Source organism: Umezawaea sp. NPDC059074, from assembly GCF_042738955.1.
In the GTDB taxonomy this organism is placed as follows: domain Bacteria; phylum Actinomycetota; class Actinomycetes; order Mycobacteriales; family Pseudonocardiaceae; genus Umezawaea.
Window position 1 is genome coordinate 1 of the sequence record NZ_JBHYHC010000181.1, and the last position, 14,964, is coordinate 14,964.

Genomic DNA, 14,964 nt, shown 5'->3' on the forward strand with positions numbered 1-14,964 from the left:
TTTCTATGCCCGCAAAGGTTTGTCAAGGCGGGAAAGATGCCTTGACAAACCTTTGCGGGCATGAAGGCGCTGGGGATCGGGGTGAGGGTGGGGAGTGGTCGACTACCTGGCAGGTCCGGTAGGCCGGTGGTCGAGTTTCGAGCCAAGACCTGGTAGGTCCAGTCCCGTTGGGGTCGAGTTTCAACCCCCAGGCAGCGGTCTGGGCCGTTGGGGTCGAGTTTCAACCCCAGCCACCGGTCTGGGCTGTCGGGGTCGAGTTACAGCCCCAGTCACCAGCTCGTTCCGTCCGTGGGCGAGTTTCAACCCCATGCACCGATCTGGGCGGTCGGGGGCAAGTTTCACCCTGGCCACCGGTATGGGTCGTCGGGGTCGAGTTTCAGCCCCGGTCACCAGTTCGGTCCGTCCGTGGGCGAGTTTCAACCAACCGCCGGTTCGGTCCGGTCTCGTCCTGGTCGAGTTTTAGCTCCAGCCACAGGTCCGGGCCGTCGGGAGCGAGTTTCACCCCCACCTACCGGGTTTGGGTCGTTGTGGGTCGCCTTTAAGGCCAAAGACCCGCCTGGTCCCGTCGGTCGAGGGTTTTTGCCCTCCCGGCTGGCTGTCCTGGCTGTTGTGGGGTGCCCCAGGGCCGCTGCGGTCGGCCGTGGGGCACCCGTGGTGGTCGTGGTCAGTTCATCTGCGGAAGCTGTTCCACTGGGTGCCTGTGTCGGCTGCTGGGCGGTAGGCCGGTGGGGTTGGCCTTGGGGTTGTCGTGGTGGGTGGAGACCAGGACGGGGCTGCTCGGATCGGGGTGGGTTCCGGGGTTGACTGGGGGGCTGGGGTCTCGGACTTCGGGGGTAGTTGGGATTTCAAGAGCAGTGTCAGTTGGGTGCGGATGTCGTTCAGCGGGCGGGTTGACGCGGCTGCCTTGGTCAGGACGATGGCGCCTTCCAAGGCGCTCAAGGTGAGGGTGGCCAAGGAAGTTGCCGCTGGTTGGGCGATGCCTGCTCGTACGAGGACGCCGGTGAAGCGGTTTTCCCAGGCGGCGAACGCGCGGCCCGCTGCGGGGGTGGGGGAGAGGGCCGCTGCCACCACCGGGCAGCCGGAGGTGTAGCCGGTGGTGGTCATTTCCTGTTCCCACCACGAGATCAGGCCGTCGAGCATGGTGATCGGGTCGTCCTCGAACGTGTCGAGGAGGTCGACCATCTGCCGTCCGGCTTCCTTCGTGGCGTGCTCGACCAACTCCGCTTTGCCGCCGGGGAAGTGCTGGTAGATGGACTGCCGTGCGGTGCCGCTGTGGTTCAGCAGGTCGGTGAGGCCGGTGGCGTGGACGCCGCGCCTGCGGATCAGGGCGATGGTGCTGTCGATCAAGCGCTCTCGTGGGCCTGCGGTCATGTCCCGTCCAAACTGTCGGCCGGTTCGGTCCTCCGGTGCTGGGTGGTGCGGGGGGAGCGGCTTGTCCTGGACTGGCGTCCGGATCTGCAGCATCGCGGTCGACGACCTCCGTTCCTGGTTCGGGCGGTGGGGCTGAGCGTCGGTCAGCTCGCCCGTGCTTGTTCGGGGTCCATCAGGTAGCGGTGGACCGGCATGGGGCGCAGCCACTTCCCGATGGCCTTGCGGACCCGTGCCACGGTGCGCCGCCGGATCCGTCTTCGGTGCAGCCTGCGGCTGAGGGCCGCCGCCGACGCCGCCGCCGCGGCGACCAGCAGTGCCGAGATCACCCAGGAAGCTGTCATGGCGTCTCATCTCGTCGAGTCCCCCGACTCGGATGGACTCTCCCGCGTTCAGGACGCCTGCCCTGTTCGGTCCTCCGCGGCGTGCGCCGCCTTGCGGGGCTTCATGACCCGCACCGTCGACGGCTGGTACAGCTCCTCCAGCACCCGGAACACGGTGTCGCGCCCCAGGTCCAGGTGCGTGGACAGGTGGTCGGCCAGGTCGCCGAGGTCCGAGGAGGTGGGGGAACCGAGCCTGGAGGCGAGCATCGCCGTCTCCTCGTCGGTGAGGTCCAGGCCGCCGTCCCGCATGGCCAGCCTGGTCAGCACCCCGCCGATGACGTCGAGCTTGCGGTCGATGTTCGTGAGCCGCTGCTCGTGGTGCTCGAACTGGCGGCCGTTGAAGGCCTCGCCGGGCACGCCCGCGCTCATCGACATGATCCGGTCGTACATGCGTTCCTGCTGCCACGGCTCGAGGCCCATGAGGAAGTCGTCTCCTTCGAAGGCGTCGAGATCGACGTACGCCCTGAGCAGGTCGGCCTCGATCCGGCCGGGGAAGATGCGCTCGCCGTCGGCCCGGTGGAACGCGATCCCGTCGCGCATCCCGGTCTCCGGGCCGCGGAGCACGAAACCGGCCGCCGCGCCGATGTCCTGGGCGACGTGCACGAGGTCGGCGTAGCCGGACACCCACGTGCGGTCGAAGCCGATGATGTCCGCGACACCGTCCAGGTAGGACAGCGCGGTGGACAGGGGGATCTCGTCGCGGTCGACCTCGTCGAGCCTGCGGTCGCAGGTGAAGATCAGCGGGAGGTTCTCCGGGTAGCCCTCGATGCGGGCGTCGGCGAGCGCGGCGCGGGCGTGGGCCTGGCCCGCGTCCCACCCGCCCGCGAAGTCGTCCGCGCCGATCCGGTGCCTCAGCAGCACGATCCGGCCCGCCGCGCGGTGCCGGTCCAGCGAACCGGGGTAGTGGCTGACGCACTTCGGGCTCGCCGGGTAGCCGATGCCGCGGATCAGGAAGCGGACGTCGTAGCCGCCGCCCCTCGTGTACTCGTCCAGTTCCCACGGGGTCAGTTCCCGTGCCGAGTACGCGGCACCGTTCGCGGTCAGGAGGGGCACACCGATCACCTCGCGTCACTGTGGCGTTGGCTATGACGGGAAGTACGGGGATGTGCGGTGTCGCGTTCAAATCCCAGCTCGGCGATCACTGATCGGCGCGCTGGTCCGAGGTGAACTAGCGTCCGGTCGAGGTGGTGTCAACGCTCTGCGGTAGCGTCCACTCCTGATGGTTCTTGTTTGAGTTTGTTGGGGTTGGTTGGCTCGTTTGGGAGGTGGGCGTCGGTGCCCGTACTGGCTCAAGCGGATCTTCGGCTGGACGCGAATCCGCTCGATTACATCCTGCTGGTCATCTACTTCTCGGTGGTCCTCGGCATCGGTGTCATGGCGAGACGCTCGGTCTCCACCAGCCTGGACTTCCTGCTCTCGGGCCGATCACTCCCCGCCTGGGTGACGGGCCTCGCGTTCATCTCCGCCAACCTCGGCGCGATCGAACTGCTGGGCATGGCCGCCAACGGAGCCCAGTACGGCCTGCCGACGGTGCACTACTACTGGATCGGCGCGATCCCGGCCATGGTCTTCCTCGGCCTGGTGATGATGCCGTTCTACTACGGCTCGAAGGTGCGCAGCGTCCCCGAGTTCCTGCGCCGCCGCTTCGGCACCGGCGCGCACCTCGTCAACGCGCTGAGCTTCGCGCTCGCCCAGGTGCTGATCGCGGGCGTCAACCTCTACGCGCTGGCGCTGCTGCTGAACCTGCTGCTCGGCTGGCCGATCCCGCTGTCGATCGTGATCGCCGCGCTGGTCGTGCTCACCTACACGACCCTCGGCGGTCTGTCGGCCGCCATCTACAACGAGGTGCTCCAGTTCTTCGTGATCGTCGCGGCGCTGCTGCCGCTGACGATCGTCGGCCTCTACAAGGTCGGCGGCTGGAACGGGCTGGTCGACAAGCTCACCGCGAAGGGCGCGGGCGAGGAGTTGAACGCCTGGCCCGCGACGGAGCTGACCGGCATCTCCAACCCGGTGCTCAGCGTGATCGGCATCGTGTTCGGCCTCGGGTTCGTGCTCTCGTTCGGGTACTGGACGACGAACTTCGCCGAGGTCCAGCGCGCGCTGTCGGCCAAGAGCATGTCGGCCGCGCGGCGCACGCCGATCATCGGCGCGTTCCCCAAGGCGCTGATCCCGTTCATCATCATCATTCCGGGCATGATCGCCGCGGTGGTGATCCCGCAGGTCCAGGCGTTGAACGCGGGCCAGGACCCCGGCGGCATCACCTACAACGAGACGCTGCCGCTGCTGATCCGCGAACTGCTGCCCAACGGCATGCTGGGCATCGCGATCACCGGTCTGCTGGCGTCGTTCATGGCGGGTGTCGCGGCGAACGTCAGCTCGTTCAACACCGTCTTCACGTACGACCTGTGGCAGGACTACGTCAAGAAGGACCGCCCGGACGAGTACTACCTGCGGATCGGCCGCCTGGCGACGATCGGCGGCACGATCATCGCGATCGGCACCGCGTTCATCGCGTCCGGCTACGGCAACATCATGGACTACATCCAGGCGTTGTTCTCGTTCTTCAACGCGCCCCTGTTCGCCACGTTCATCCTCGGCATGTTCTGGAAGAGGATGTCCGCGGCGGCGGGCTGGATCGGCCTGGTGGCGGGCACGCTCGGCGCGGTCGTGATCTTCGTGATGGCGGACCCGAAGCTGCTCGGCGTGCTGGACCTGCCGGGCCAGGGCGCGAGTTTCGTCGGCGCCAGCGTGGCGTTCGTGCTGGACATCGTGGTCAGCGTCGTCGTCACGATGTTCACGAAACCGGTGCCGGAGAAGCAGTTGGGCGGGCTGGTCTACAGCCTCACGCCCAAGGCCGACCGCACGCACTCCACCACCGGTGACGACGCGGGCTGGTACCGCTCGCCCGCGCTGCTCGGCGGCGGCGTGCTCGTCCTGACCACCGCGCTCTACATCATCTTCGGCTGAGGGAGGCAGACATGGCCGAGAAGGGTCACAAGGCGGGTCTGTTCGACCTGCGCCTGATCATCGCCGTGCTCTTCGGGATCTACGGCGTCGTGCTGACGATCGTGGGACTCGGGTTCACCACGGACGCGGACCTGGCCAAGGCGGACGGGTTGAACATCAACCTCTGGTCCGGGCTGGGGATGCTCGTGGTGGCCGCGTTCTTCGGGGTGTGGACGTTCACCAAGCCGCTGGTCGTGCCGGACGAGGTGCCCGAAGCCGAAGGGTGAGCCTCGGCGACGCTGCCGGGCTCGTGACGGGTCGGGGTGCTAGCCCCGGCCCGTCACGACCTGCGCTTGTGGTGCGGGAAGACCGGGTTGAAGGCCTCGACGGTCCAGTCGTCGATCCAGCGGATCGCGCGGCCGAACAGCGTGCGGGTGCTCCTGTGCTTGCCCAAGGTGTTCCTTTCGGGAGAAGTTCCTGACACCAGTTACATCGCGTCGATCTTCTGAATCGTTCCCGAACCCCTCCGTGACCTCGACCACGCGGACCGTGTCCAGTAGGGACGAAGTGTCGGGTTCGATCAGTGCACGCTCCCGCCGCTCGCTACCGTGCACCTCGTGCCCCGCCTAGTCCGCCCTGCCGCCGTCCTCTGCGCGCTCGCCCTCCTCGCGGGCTGCGGGTCGGGGTCGCTCGCGAAGTCGCCGCCGTTCCCGCGCAGCACGATCCAGGCGAACGCGGCCGACCCGTCGGAGGAGCCCACCACCGGGTCCACGGTCACGGGCAAGCCGGTCGACGCCGCGTTCGCGGTGGAGAAGCTGCGGCTGCTCGACCCGTGCAAGCTCCTCGACGACGACACGCTCAAGGGCCTCGGCACCCCGGACGACCTCTCGCCCGGCGGGTTCAGCCGCTGCTCCAACTACATGAAGGACAAGGGCGGCAAGGACCTGTCGATCAGCGTCGAGGTCGGCCAGACCATGACGAGCGAGATCAAGAAGGCCGACAAGCAGGTCGCCGGTCTCCGCAGCTACGAGCAGGTGCTGGAGGGCAGCGCCTGCTTCGTCTCGGCCATCACGCAGGAGGATCCGGGGCTCGCGTTCACCGTGCAGATCGGCTACAAGGACGGCGACGGGTGCGTGCCCGGCCGGGTGGTCGCCGAGTCCGTGGTGAAGCTGGCCAAGGGCAAGTCCGCCGTGCGGACCGCGGCGAAGGGCTCGGTGGTCGAGGTCGACCCGTGCGAGCTGCCGTCGGACGGGGCCGTGACCGAGGCGGTGGACAAGTCCTCGCGCCGCTACCCGTACGGCCTGCACAACTGCTCGTGGGTCGGCAAGGACGCCGAGATCAGCCTCGACTTCCGCCTCGGGTTCGTGCCCAAGGACGACAAGTTCGACCCCAAGCAGACGGAGGTCGACCTCGGCGGGGTGAAGGCGTACCAGGTCGAGACCACCACCTCGTTCCCCTCGTGCTCGCTCAAGTGGGTGCAGCTGCGGGGCGACGGCAACCAGGGCGAGGTCGTCGAGGTGAAGTCCGCGGGCGCGAAGAAGTCCGAGTTCGACCGGTGCGCGCGGGCGCAGGCGTTCGCCAAGTCGCTGCTGCCGAAGCTCCCGAAGGCCTGACAGGGGCTTACGGTGGCGACGAATTCCCCTACTCTTGGGTAATAACCAGCCGCACCGCCGCAGCACCTCTGGAGGGCTCATGACGCAGACCGCCCCGGCCGAGTCCACCGAAGCGGACGGCGAGCAGACGCGGTTCGCGTCACTGGACCCGCGCACGGGCGAGGTCGTCGGCCACCACCCGGTGCACACCGCCGCGGACGTCGAGGCCGCCGTGCTGCGCGCCAGGACCGCCGCCGTCGAGTGGGCCGACCTCGGGTTCGACGGCAGGCGGGCGCGCATCGACGCGTGGCGCAAGCTGCTGGTCCGCAGGCTGGACGAGTTCCAGGCGCTGATCAGCACCGAGACCGGCAAGTCCGCCGACGACTCGCGCACCGAGCTGGCGCTGGTCGTCGACCACCTGCACTGGGCGGGCAAGCACGCCAGCCGCGTCCTGGGCAAGCGTCGGGTGTCGCCCGGCATGCTGATGTACAACCACGCCGCCAGCGTCGAGTACAAGCCGCTCGGCGTGGTCGGCGTGATCGGCCCGTGGAACTACCCGGCGTTCACGCCGATGGGCTCCATCGCCTACGCGCTCGCCGCGGGCAACGCCGTGGTGTTCAAGCCCAGCGAGTACACGCCCGGCGTCGGCGAATTCCTCGCGCGCACGTTCGCCGAGGCCTCGCCCGAGCACGCCACCGCGCTCCAGGTCGTGACCGGTTTCGGCGAGACCGGTGCGGCGCTGTGCCGCGCGGGCGTGGACAAGGTCGCGTTCACCGGCTCCACGCCGACCGGCAAGCGGGTCATGGCGGCGTGCGCCGAGACGCTCACGCCGGTGCTGGTGGAGTGCGGCGGCAAGGACGCGCTGATCGTCGCGGACGACGCGGACGTGAAGGCCGCCGCCGCGGCGGCCGTGTGGGGCGGGATCTTCAACTCCGGCCAGACGTGCGCGGGCGTGGAACGGGTGTACGTCGCCGAGGCGGTGGCGGACGAGTTCATCGAGCTGGTCACCAAGCAGGCGTCGAAGCTGCGGCCCGGCGGCGAGCCGAACGCCACCTTCGGGCCCATCACCATGCCGCGCCAGGTCGAGGTCATCCAGGCGCACGTGAAGGACGCGCTCGACCGCGGCGGGCGGGCCGTCGTCGGCGGGCTGGACTCGATCCGGCCGCCGTACGTGGAGCCGATCGTGCTCGTGGACGTGCCGGAGGACTCGACGGCGGTGACCGAGGAGACGTTCGGCCCGACGCTGGTGATCACCAGGGTGAAGGACGCCGACGAGGGCGTGCGGCTGGCCAACGCGCTGCGCTACGGCCTCGGCGGCTCGATCTTCTCCCGCGGCCGCGGCGAGGAACTGGCCCGCAAGATGCGCTGCGGCATGGTGTCGGTCAACGCCGTGCTGGCGTTCGCGGCGATCCCCGGCCTGCCGTTCGGCGGCGTCGGCGACTCCGGGTTCGGCCGCATCCACGGCGAGGACGGGCTGCGCGAGTTCACCAGCCCCCAGTCCGTGACGCGGCTGCGCTTCCGGGCGATGCTCAACCCGATGACCTACGACCGCGGCTCGCGGACCGTGCGCCACGTCGTGCGGCTCACCAAGATGCTCTACGGGCGCTGACGAAGTGGCGTGAAAGCGCCAGTCGACCCGGCGTGTCGAGCCCGGTGCGGAGACTTCCGCACCGGGCTTTCGACTACGAGGTGAGCTGCTTCTGCATGTCGGTCAGCACGGCCTCGGCGCCGATCACGCCCAGCCCGAGGAACCAGGTCTCGTCCGAGACGCCCTTGGCGTGGCCCGCCTTGACGGCGTTGAGGCCCGCCCACAGCGGTCCGGCCAGGATCTCCTGCGCCGCGGTCTTCGACGGGTCGCCGTAGGTGGCGTAGAGGATCCAGTCGGCGTCGGCCTTGCCGATCTGCTCGGTGCTGACCTCGACCGCGAGGTCGTCGGCCTGCCCGGACTCGGTCGTCGGCAGCTTGGCGTCGACCAGGATCGTGCCGATGAACGACTTCTTGGCGTAGAGACGGGTCTGGCCGGGGCGGAAGCGGACCATGGAGATGGTCGGGCGCTTGCCGAGCTTCTGCTCCACCGCGGTGCCGACGTCCTCGGCGTGCTTCGCGTAGTCGGCGAGCATCTTCTGCGCGTCCGCCACGCGGTCGAGCGCGGAGGCGTTGAGCCGGAAGTTCTCCTTCCACGGGTAGCCGGGGCGGATGGAGAACACCGTCGGCGCGATGGCGGAGAGCTTGGCGTACGTGGCCTCCTCGCGCAGTTGCGAGCCGAGGATCAGGTCTGGCTCGAGCTTGGCGATGGTCTCCAGGTTCAGCTTGCCGACCTGGCCGACGTTCTCCGGCGTGCCCGCCTTGTCGCCGATGTAGGACGGCATGGTCGGTGCTCCGTCGGGGAACGCGACGCCGACCGGCTTGATGCCGAGCGCGACGACGTTGTCCAGCTCGCCGCCGTCCAGGACGACGACCCGCTCCGGCTTCTTGGGCAGGGTGGTGTCGCCCATCGCGTGCCGGATGGTCCGCGGGTACTCGCCGGGCTTCGCGTCCGTGCCGAACGTCTTGCTCTTGTCGCCCGCCTGGCCGAACTCGGCTCCGCCCTGCGCCACGGCGGGCACACCGGCGGGCTGGGCCGTCTGGCCGCACGCGGACAGCGCGAGCGCGCAGGCGACGGCCGCCGCCGCGAGGGTCCTTCTCTTCGACACTGGGCGAATCCTTCGCTACTCAAGGTCACTGACCTGCTGTTCTTAGGTTGACCTAACTGTAGTCGAGGTATTTGTGCCGTTACGACGAGCCGAGACGTGGGGTACTAATGGCATTCGGTCAGCGGCGATCGGGAGGGTACGATGAAGAAGATCATCAACGATCCGTCCACAGTGGTCGAGGAGTCCTTGCGAGGGATGGCCTTGGCGCACCCGGACCTGATCGAGGTCCAGTACGACCCGGCCGTGGTCGTGCGGGCGGACGCCCCGGTGGCGGGCAAGGTCGCGCTCATCTCCGGCGGTGGCGCGGGCCACGAACCCCTGCACGGCGGACTCGTCGGCAAGGGGATGCTCGACGCGGCCTGTCCGGGCCACGTCTTCACCTCGCCCACGCCCGACCAGGTCCAGGCCGCCGTGGCGAAGACCGACGGCGGCGCGGGAGCCCTGCTGATCGTGAAGAACTACACCGGTGACGTGCTCAACTTCGAGACCGCCGCGGAACTGGCCGAGGTGGACGGCGTCGAGGTCCGCACGGTCGTGATCGACGACGACGTGGCCGTCACCGACTCGCTGTACACGGCGGGCCGTCGCGGGGTCGCGGGCACGCTGCTGCTGGAGAAGGTCGTCGGCGCTGCCGCCGACCGGGGCCTCGACCTCGACGGTTGCGAGGCGTTGGCGCGCAAGGTGGTCGGCCAGGTCCGCTCGATGGGCCTCGCGCTCGCGGCGGGCACCGTGCCGCACGCGGGCGAGCCCGGCTTCACCCTCGCCGACGACGAGATCGAACTCGGCATCGGCATCCACGGCGAGCCCGGCAGGCGCCGGGTGCCGATCGGGACCGCGGACGAGATGGTCAAGAGCCTGCTGGACCCGGTCGTGGAAGACCTGCCCTTCGCGGAGGGCGACCGGGTCCTGCTGTTCACCAACGGGATGGGCGGGACCCCGCTCATCGAGCTGTACCTGGCGCACGGCATCGCGGAGCGGTTGCTGGCGGAACGGGGGATCGTGGTGGAACGGCGGTTGGTCGGTCCCTTCGTCACCAGCCTGGAGATGCAGGGCATGAGCCTCACCCTGCTGAAGCTGGACGACGAGCTGGTCGACCTGTGGGACGCGCCCGTCCACACGGCGGCCCTGCGGTGGGGGGTCTGACCGTGGTCGCCTGCTCAGCGCACGGGGTCGCCGTCGTCATGCGCGCGGCCGCCAAGACCCTCGACGACCACCGCGACGAGCTGAACCGGCTCGACCGCGAGATCGGCGACGGCGACCACGGCGAGAACATGAGCCGCGGGTTCGCGGCGCTCGTGGTCGCGCTGGAGCGCGACGCCCCGGACTCGCCGGGCGGGGTGCTGAAGCTGGTCGCCACGACGTTGATCTCCAAGGTCGGCGGCGCGGCCGGGCCCCTGTACGGAACGGCGTTCCTGCGGGCCGCGACGGCCGTGAAGGACCTGGGGGAGCTGGACGCCGACCTCGTGGCGCGGGCCCTGCGCGCCGCGCTCGACGGCGTGGTCGCCCGCGGCAAGGCCGAACGCGGCGACAAGACCATGGTGGACGCGCTGCTGCCCGCCGTGGAGGCCGCCGAGGCCGCCGCCGGGCAGGGCGAGGACGTGGCGGGCGTGCTCAGGGCCGCGGCCGACGCCGCCGCCGAGGGCGCCGACTCCACCGTGCTCGTGCTGGCCCGCAAGGGCCGCGCGTCGTACCTGGGGGAGCGCAGCGTCGGCCACCTCGACCCCGGAGCCCGGTCCACGGCGCTGCTGCTCCGCACGTTCGCCGACGTCGCGAGCGGCCCCCGGTGACCCCGCGCGTGGGGCTGGTGGTCGTCTCGCACAGCGCCAAGCTGGCCGAGGGCGTGGCGGAACTGGCGGGGCAGATGGCCCCGGACGTCGTCGTGCTGCCCGCGGGCGGCGACGGTGACGGCGGACTGGGCACGGACTACGAGAAGGTCGTGGCCGCGATGACCGAGGCGGATTCGGGTGCGGGCGTGGTCGTCCTCTACGACCTCGGCAGCGCGAAGATGATCGCCGACATGGCCGTCGAGGAGACCGAGGACGGCCGGGTGATCGTGGTCGACGCGCCGCTCGTGGAAGGGGCCGTGGTCGCCGCGGTGTCCGCGCAGGGCGGCGCTGGGCTGGCCGACGTGGTCGTGGCGGCGGCGTCCGCGGGCCCCGGCGCTCCGCAGCCGCCGCCGGCGGGCAGGCCCTCGTTGCGGCTCGTGACGAACGCGGCGAGCGTGGACGTGGTGCTGACCAACGAGGTCGGCCTGCACGCGCGGCCGTCGGCGCTGCTGGCGCGCACGGTCGCCGGGCTGGACGCGGACGTCGTGGTGCGGTTCGGCGGCGACGAGGCGGACGCCAAGAGCGTGCTGGCGCTGATGGGGCTCGGAGCGCCCGGCGGCGCGCACATCGAGGTCGTGGCCAGCGGCAAGGACGCCGAGGAGGCGCTGCGACGCGTGGAGGAGTTGGCGGAGCGCGGTTTCGACGAGTGAACCGATAACTTGCACGATCCCGATGGTGAAGCTCACCCGGCGGAACGCCCGGACCGTGGCATAGTCGCCACAAGTTACCGTTCGGTAGCACCGGGAGGTCGTTGTGGCGCGCCAGTTCAGCACGGTCGGAGTGGTCGGACTCGGCACGATGGGCGCGGGCATCGCCGAGGTGTTCGCCCGCACCGGCCTCACGGTGATCGCGGTCGACGTGGACTCCGACGGCCTCGCCCGCGGCCTCGGGCACCTGGAGCACTCGACGGCTCGGGCCGTGGAACGCGGGAAGCTGGACGAGGCGGGCAAGGCCGAGTTGCTCGGCCGGATCAGCGCGGGCACGTCCCTGGACGCCCTCGCCGCGTGCGACCTCGTCGTCGAGGCCGTGCCCGAGCGGATGGACCTCAAGGCCTCCGTGTTCGCCGAACTGGACCGGATCTGCCCGCCCGACACGGTGTTCGCGTCCAACACGTCGTCGTTGTCGATCACCGAGATCGGTGTCCACACCGGACGGCCGGGCAAGGTCGTCGGCCTGCACTTCTTCAACCCCACCCAGGTCCTCAAGCTCGTCGAGGTCATCCGGTCCGTGGTCACCGAGCCGGACGTCGTCACCGACGTCGTCGACCTGGTGCAACGGCTCGGCAAGACTCCCGTCGTGATCGGCGACCGGGCCGGGTTCATCGCCAACGCGCTGCTGTTCGGCTACCTCAACCACGCCGTCCGGATGTACGAGTCCCGGTACGCCACCAGGGAGGACCTCGACGCCGCCATGCGCTACGGCTGCGGCTACCCGATGGGCCCGTTGGCGCTGCTGGACCTCATCGGGCTGGACACGGCGTACGAGATCCTCGACACGATGTACCACCAGTCCCGCAACCGCCTGCACGCCCCGGCCCCGGTGCTCAAGCAGATGATCACCGCGGGGCTGCTCGGCCGGAAGTCCGGCCGCGGCTTCTACACCTACGACGCGCCCGACTCGTCGACCGTCGTGCCGGACGTCCACACGCCGGTCGCGGCCTCGGACGCCGTGCCGACGCGCGAGGTGCGGCGGGTCGGCGTGATCGGCACCGGCACGATGGCCACCGGCATCGTCGAGGTCTTCGCCAAGCGCGGGTACGACGTCGTGCTGCGCGCCCGCACGGTCGACAAGGCCGAGGGCGCGGTGGCGAAGGTGCGGAAGTCGTTGGAGCGCGCGGTGTCCAAGGGGCGGATGTCCGAAGTGGACGCCGCCGCGGTGCTCGCCCGCGTCACACCCGTCGTGGAGTTCGACGCGCTCTCCGACTGCGACCTGCTCGTCGAGGCGGTCGCGGAGGACCTGGAGGTCAAGCGCTCGGTGTTCCGCGCGCTCGACGAGGTGTGCAAGCCCGGCGCGGTGCTCGCCACGACGACGTCCTCGCTGCCGGTGATCGAGTGCGCGGCCGCCACCGCCAGGCCCGGCGACGTCGTCGGCCTGCACTTCTTCAACCCCGCGCAGGTGATGAAGCTGGTGGAGGTCGTCGACACCATCTCCACGTCCGCCGACGTCGTCGCCACGGCCCGCAAGGTGTGCCTCGACCTGGGCAAGCAGCCCGTCCACTGCGGTGACCGGGCCGGGTTCATCGTCAACGCGCTGCTGTTCCCGTACCTCAACGACGCCGTGAAGATGCTGGAGGCGCACTACGCCGACGCCACCGACATCGACAACGCCATGAAGGTCGGCTGCGGCCTGCCCATGGGCCCGTTCGAGCTGCTGGACGTCGTCGGTCTCGACGTGTCGCTGGCCATCGAGCGCACCCTGTACCTGGAGTTCCGCGAGGCGGGCTTCGCGCCCGCGCCGCTGCTGGAGCACCTCGTCACCGCGGGCAGGCTCGGCCGCAAGACCGGAAAGGGTTTCCGCGACTACGTCTGAGGGCCGCCGCGCACGACAGGGCCCGCGTTTGGCATGGTGGTGGGTATGCGGCGCGCGGTGATCTCGCTCTTGGTGGTGGTGCTCGGCTTGACGAGCGGTTGTGGGGCCACGGTCCGCGGCACGCCCGTGGCCGAACCGCAGCTGACCATCGACTCCCCGTTCTCCCCGGACACCGGCGGGGAGTCGACGGACCCCACGTACTCCGACCCGCCCACGACTGGCTCGGGCTACCCGTCGACCTCGGGTTCCCCGTCGACCACCGAGTCCGTGCCGGACAAGCCGGTGGACCCGGTGAAGAACCTGTGCGGCCTGGTCGGCTGGTCGGACATGCCGTACACCGGCACGGACAAGAACGCCCCGCCCACCGACCGCGACTACGACGCCACCTACGACCAGTCGTGCAAGTGGCAGACCAAGTCGGGCGACCTCGACGTCGGCGTGACCCTCCGCTACCGCGCAGGCAAGCCCGTCGCGTTGCAGGAGAGTTCAGGCGAGTACGACGTGTCCGGCCACAAGGTCACGTACCTGGACCGCACCACCGACGCCGAGGTCCAACCGTCGTGCGTCTTGGTCATGGACTACGCCGGTGGTGGCCTCGGGATCATCGTGATCGACGGCTCGAACAAGTTCGGCGCCATCTGCGACCAGGGCAAACACCTGGCAGAGGTGCTGCTGTCGAAGGAACCGAAGGGCTAACCGCAACACCCGCCACCACAACACCCGCCGCCACCCTGCGGCTCGGCGACGTTGGACCCCACGCCCACCACGGACAGCAGCTTCACCGTGTCCGCGTGCCCATCAGGACACGAGGCAGGATCGGACGACGCGCTCATCGGCCGCTTGACCTCGAAGGTCGAACCACAGGCCTTGCAACGGAACTCGTAAGTCGGCACGACCCCATTCAACCCGAATCGGTAGTCTGGTCCCTCGTGCCCCGCCGCAACCACCCCAAGCGACCAGGCTCGGACGCCGACAAGACAGGTGACCGACCCCTCGGCGGCGGCATCGGCTGGGCGAGAACGGAAACAGCCAAGGACGGCGACTGGCTGGTACGAAACGTAGCGGGAGCCCAAACAGGCAAGCACTACCGCTGCCCAGGCTGCGACCACGAAATCACCCCAGGCACCCCACACGTGGTGGCATGGCCCGCAGCGGACTACGGCTCAGTGGACGAACGCCGCCACTGGCACCACAACTGCTGGGCCTCCCGAACCCGCCGCCCCCGCCACGGCTACTGACCCAACACCGGTAGAGGTCCCCCGTTCGGGAAGACCCCCCGAACTGAACGCTACAAGGCACCACCGACAAAAACGGTGCCTCGACCCATGGCGGGGTGGGGGTTGTGCCATGGGCTGGCGGGGAAGAGGGCTCGCGTCTCGAGCAGGGTGAGGTGGGGGTTGTGCCATCCAGCTGCCGCCAGTTCCAGCGTGGCCGGCCAGCGACTTCCGGTTCCGGCCGCCCACCCGGCGGCTGCCGGTTCCGGGTGGGCCACTTAGTGGCTACCGGTCCCAGCCGGGCCACCCCAGCGGCTGCGGCTTCCAGCCCGCTGTGTCCGATTTGATTTGGGGCCCCTAGATTTGCCCCTTGATCGGGCCAAAAGGCAGTGCCCCAAAGCCCTGCCCGATCT

General features: G+C 69.7%; 15 protein-coding genes. 10 read left to right on the top strand and 5 right to left on the bottom strand.

The window, feature by feature from the left end:
• Positions 1-669: 669 nt before the first annotated feature.
• Genes ACFWW9_RS42295 through ACFWW9_RS42305 form a run of 3 tightly spaced genes read right to left on the bottom strand, consistent with a single transcriptional unit; the run spans position 670 to position 2,804 of the window.
• Positions 670-1,464, bottom strand: a complete 795-nt coding sequence (locus ACFWW9_RS42295; protein WP_390388641.1) for a TetR/AcrR family transcriptional regulator — start codon at positions 1,462-1,464, stop codon at positions 670-672.
• 50 nt (positions 1,465-1,514) lie between these two features.
• A complete protein-coding gene (locus ACFWW9_RS42300) occupies positions 1,515-1,712 on the bottom strand; it encodes a hypothetical protein (RefSeq protein WP_390388642.1) in 198 nt (65 codons plus the stop codon).
• A gap of 48 nt (positions 1,713-1,760) precedes the next feature.
• A complete protein-coding gene (locus tag ACFWW9_RS42305) occupies positions 1,761-2,804 on the bottom strand; it encodes a hypothetical protein (RefSeq protein WP_390388644.1) in 1,044 nt (347 codons plus the stop codon).
• 222 nt (positions 2,805-3,026) lie between these two features.
• Between ACFWW9_RS42305 and ACFWW9_RS42310 the strand changes: the two genes are divergently transcribed.
• The 4 genes from ACFWW9_RS42310 (at position 3,027) to ACFWW9_RS42325 (ending at position 7,898) form a co-directional block, all read left to right on the top strand.
• Entirely contained in the window at positions 3,027-4,718 is a 1,692-nt protein-coding gene (locus ACFWW9_RS42310; RefSeq protein WP_390388646.1) for a sodium:solute symporter family protein, read from the top strand.
• Positions 4,719-4,729: 11 nt separating this feature from the next.
• Positions 4,730-4,984 (top strand): hypothetical protein, encoded by a 255-nt coding sequence (locus ACFWW9_RS42315; RefSeq protein ID WP_390388647.1) that lies wholly within the window; start codon positions 4,730-4,732, stop codon positions 4,982-4,984.
• Positions 4,985-5,314: 330 nt separating this feature from the next.
• Positions 5,315-6,310, top strand: coding sequence for a hypothetical protein (locus tag ACFWW9_RS42320; RefSeq protein ID WP_390388649.1), 996 nt, complete (start codon positions 5,315-5,317; stop codon positions 6,308-6,310).
• A gap of 79 nt (positions 6,311-6,389) precedes the next feature.
• Entirely contained in the window at positions 6,390-7,898 is a 1,509-nt protein-coding gene (locus ACFWW9_RS42325) for an aldehyde dehydrogenase family protein (RefSeq protein ID WP_390388650.1), read from the top strand.
• Positions 7,899-7,971: 73 nt separating this feature from the next.
• On the opposite strand, the gene ACFWW9_RS42330 is transcribed toward ACFWW9_RS42325, so the two are convergent.
• Complete coding sequence (locus ACFWW9_RS42330; RefSeq protein ID WP_390388652.1) at positions 7,972-8,982, bottom strand: ABC transporter substrate-binding protein; 1,011 nt, start codon at positions 8,980-8,982, stop codon at positions 7,972-7,974.
• A gap of 141 nt (positions 8,983-9,123) precedes the next feature.
• Between ACFWW9_RS42330 and dhaK the strand changes: the two genes are divergently transcribed.
• From dhaK to ACFWW9_RS42355, 5 genes are all read left to right on the top strand, one after another.
• The gene (gene dhaK / locus ACFWW9_RS42335) at positions 9,124-10,125 is read left to right on the top strand and encodes a dihydroxyacetone kinase subunit DhaK (RefSeq protein WP_390388654.1); all 1,002 of its coding nucleotides are present in this window, start codon (positions 9,124-9,126) and stop codon (positions 10,123-10,125) included.
• A gap of 38 nt (positions 10,126-10,163) precedes the next feature.
• Complete coding sequence (dhaL, locus tag ACFWW9_RS42340) at positions 10,164-10,769, top strand: dihydroxyacetone kinase subunit DhaL (RefSeq protein WP_390388666.1); 606 nt, start codon at positions 10,164-10,166, stop codon at positions 10,767-10,769.
• Positions 10,766-11,458 carry a dihydroxyacetone kinase phosphoryl donor subunit DhaM gene (gene dhaM / locus ACFWW9_RS42345; protein WP_390388656.1) on the top strand — a complete coding sequence of 231 codons (693 nt, stop codon included), beginning with the start codon at positions 10,766-10,768 and terminating at the stop codon, positions 11,456-11,458. The genes dhaL and dhaM overlap by 4 nt, the downstream gene beginning before the upstream one ends.
• A 103-nt stretch (positions 11,459-11,561) precedes the next feature.
• Positions 11,562-13,337 carry a 3-hydroxyacyl-CoA dehydrogenase family protein gene (locus ACFWW9_RS42350; RefSeq protein ID WP_390388658.1) on the top strand — a complete coding sequence of 592 codons (1,776 nt, stop codon included), beginning with the start codon at positions 11,562-11,564 and terminating at the stop codon, positions 13,335-13,337.
• A 45-nt stretch (positions 13,338-13,382) separates the two neighbouring features.
• Positions 13,383-14,033, top strand: a complete 651-nt coding sequence (locus tag ACFWW9_RS42355; protein ID WP_390388660.1) for a DUF3558 family protein — start codon at positions 13,383-13,385, stop codon at positions 14,031-14,033.
• Here the strand turns inward: ACFWW9_RS42355 and ACFWW9_RS42360 are convergent.
• The gene (locus ACFWW9_RS42360) at positions 14,030-14,230 is read right to left on the bottom strand and encodes a zinc ribbon domain-containing protein (RefSeq protein ID WP_390388662.1); all 201 of its coding nucleotides are present in this window, start codon (positions 14,228-14,230) and stop codon (positions 14,030-14,032) included. The genes ACFWW9_RS42355 and ACFWW9_RS42360 overlap by 4 nt on opposite strands.
• 36 nt (positions 14,231-14,266) lie before the next feature.
• On the opposite strand from ACFWW9_RS42360, the gene ACFWW9_RS42365 reads away from it, so the two are divergent.
• Entirely contained in the window at positions 14,267-14,575 is a 309-nt protein-coding gene (locus ACFWW9_RS42365) for a hypothetical protein (RefSeq protein WP_390388664.1), read from the top strand.
• The last annotated feature ends 389 nt before the right edge of the window (positions 14,576-14,964 follow it).

Excerpts from the sequence above, each read along its gene's own strand:
- ACFWW9_RS42295 (WP_390388641.1), bottom strand. The coding sequence starts at position 1,464 with ATGCTGCAGATCCGGACGCCAGTCCAGGACAAGCCGCTCCCCCCGCAC.
- ACFWW9_RS42300 (WP_390388642.1), bottom strand. The coding sequence starts at position 1,712 with ATGACAGCTTCCTGGGTGATCTCGGCACTGCTGGTCGCCGCGGCGGCG.
- ACFWW9_RS42315 (WP_390388647.1), top strand. The coding sequence starts at position 4,730 with ATGGCCGAGAAGGGTCACAAGGCGGGTCTGTTCGACCTGCGCCTGATC.
- ACFWW9_RS42325 (WP_390388650.1), top strand. The coding sequence starts at position 6,390 with ATGACGCAGACCGCCCCGGCCGAGTCCACCGAAGCGGACGGCGAGCAG.
- dhaK (WP_390388654.1), top strand. The coding sequence starts at position 9,124 with ATGAAGAAGATCATCAACGATCCGTCCACAGTGGTCGAGGAGTCCTTG.
- dhaL (WP_390388666.1), top strand. The coding sequence starts at position 10,164 with ATGCGCGCGGCCGCCAAGACCCTCGACGACCACCGCGACGAGCTGAAC.
- ACFWW9_RS42355 (WP_390388660.1), top strand. The coding sequence starts at position 13,383 with ATGCGGCGCGCGGTGATCTCGCTCTTGGTGGTGGTGCTCGGCTTGACG.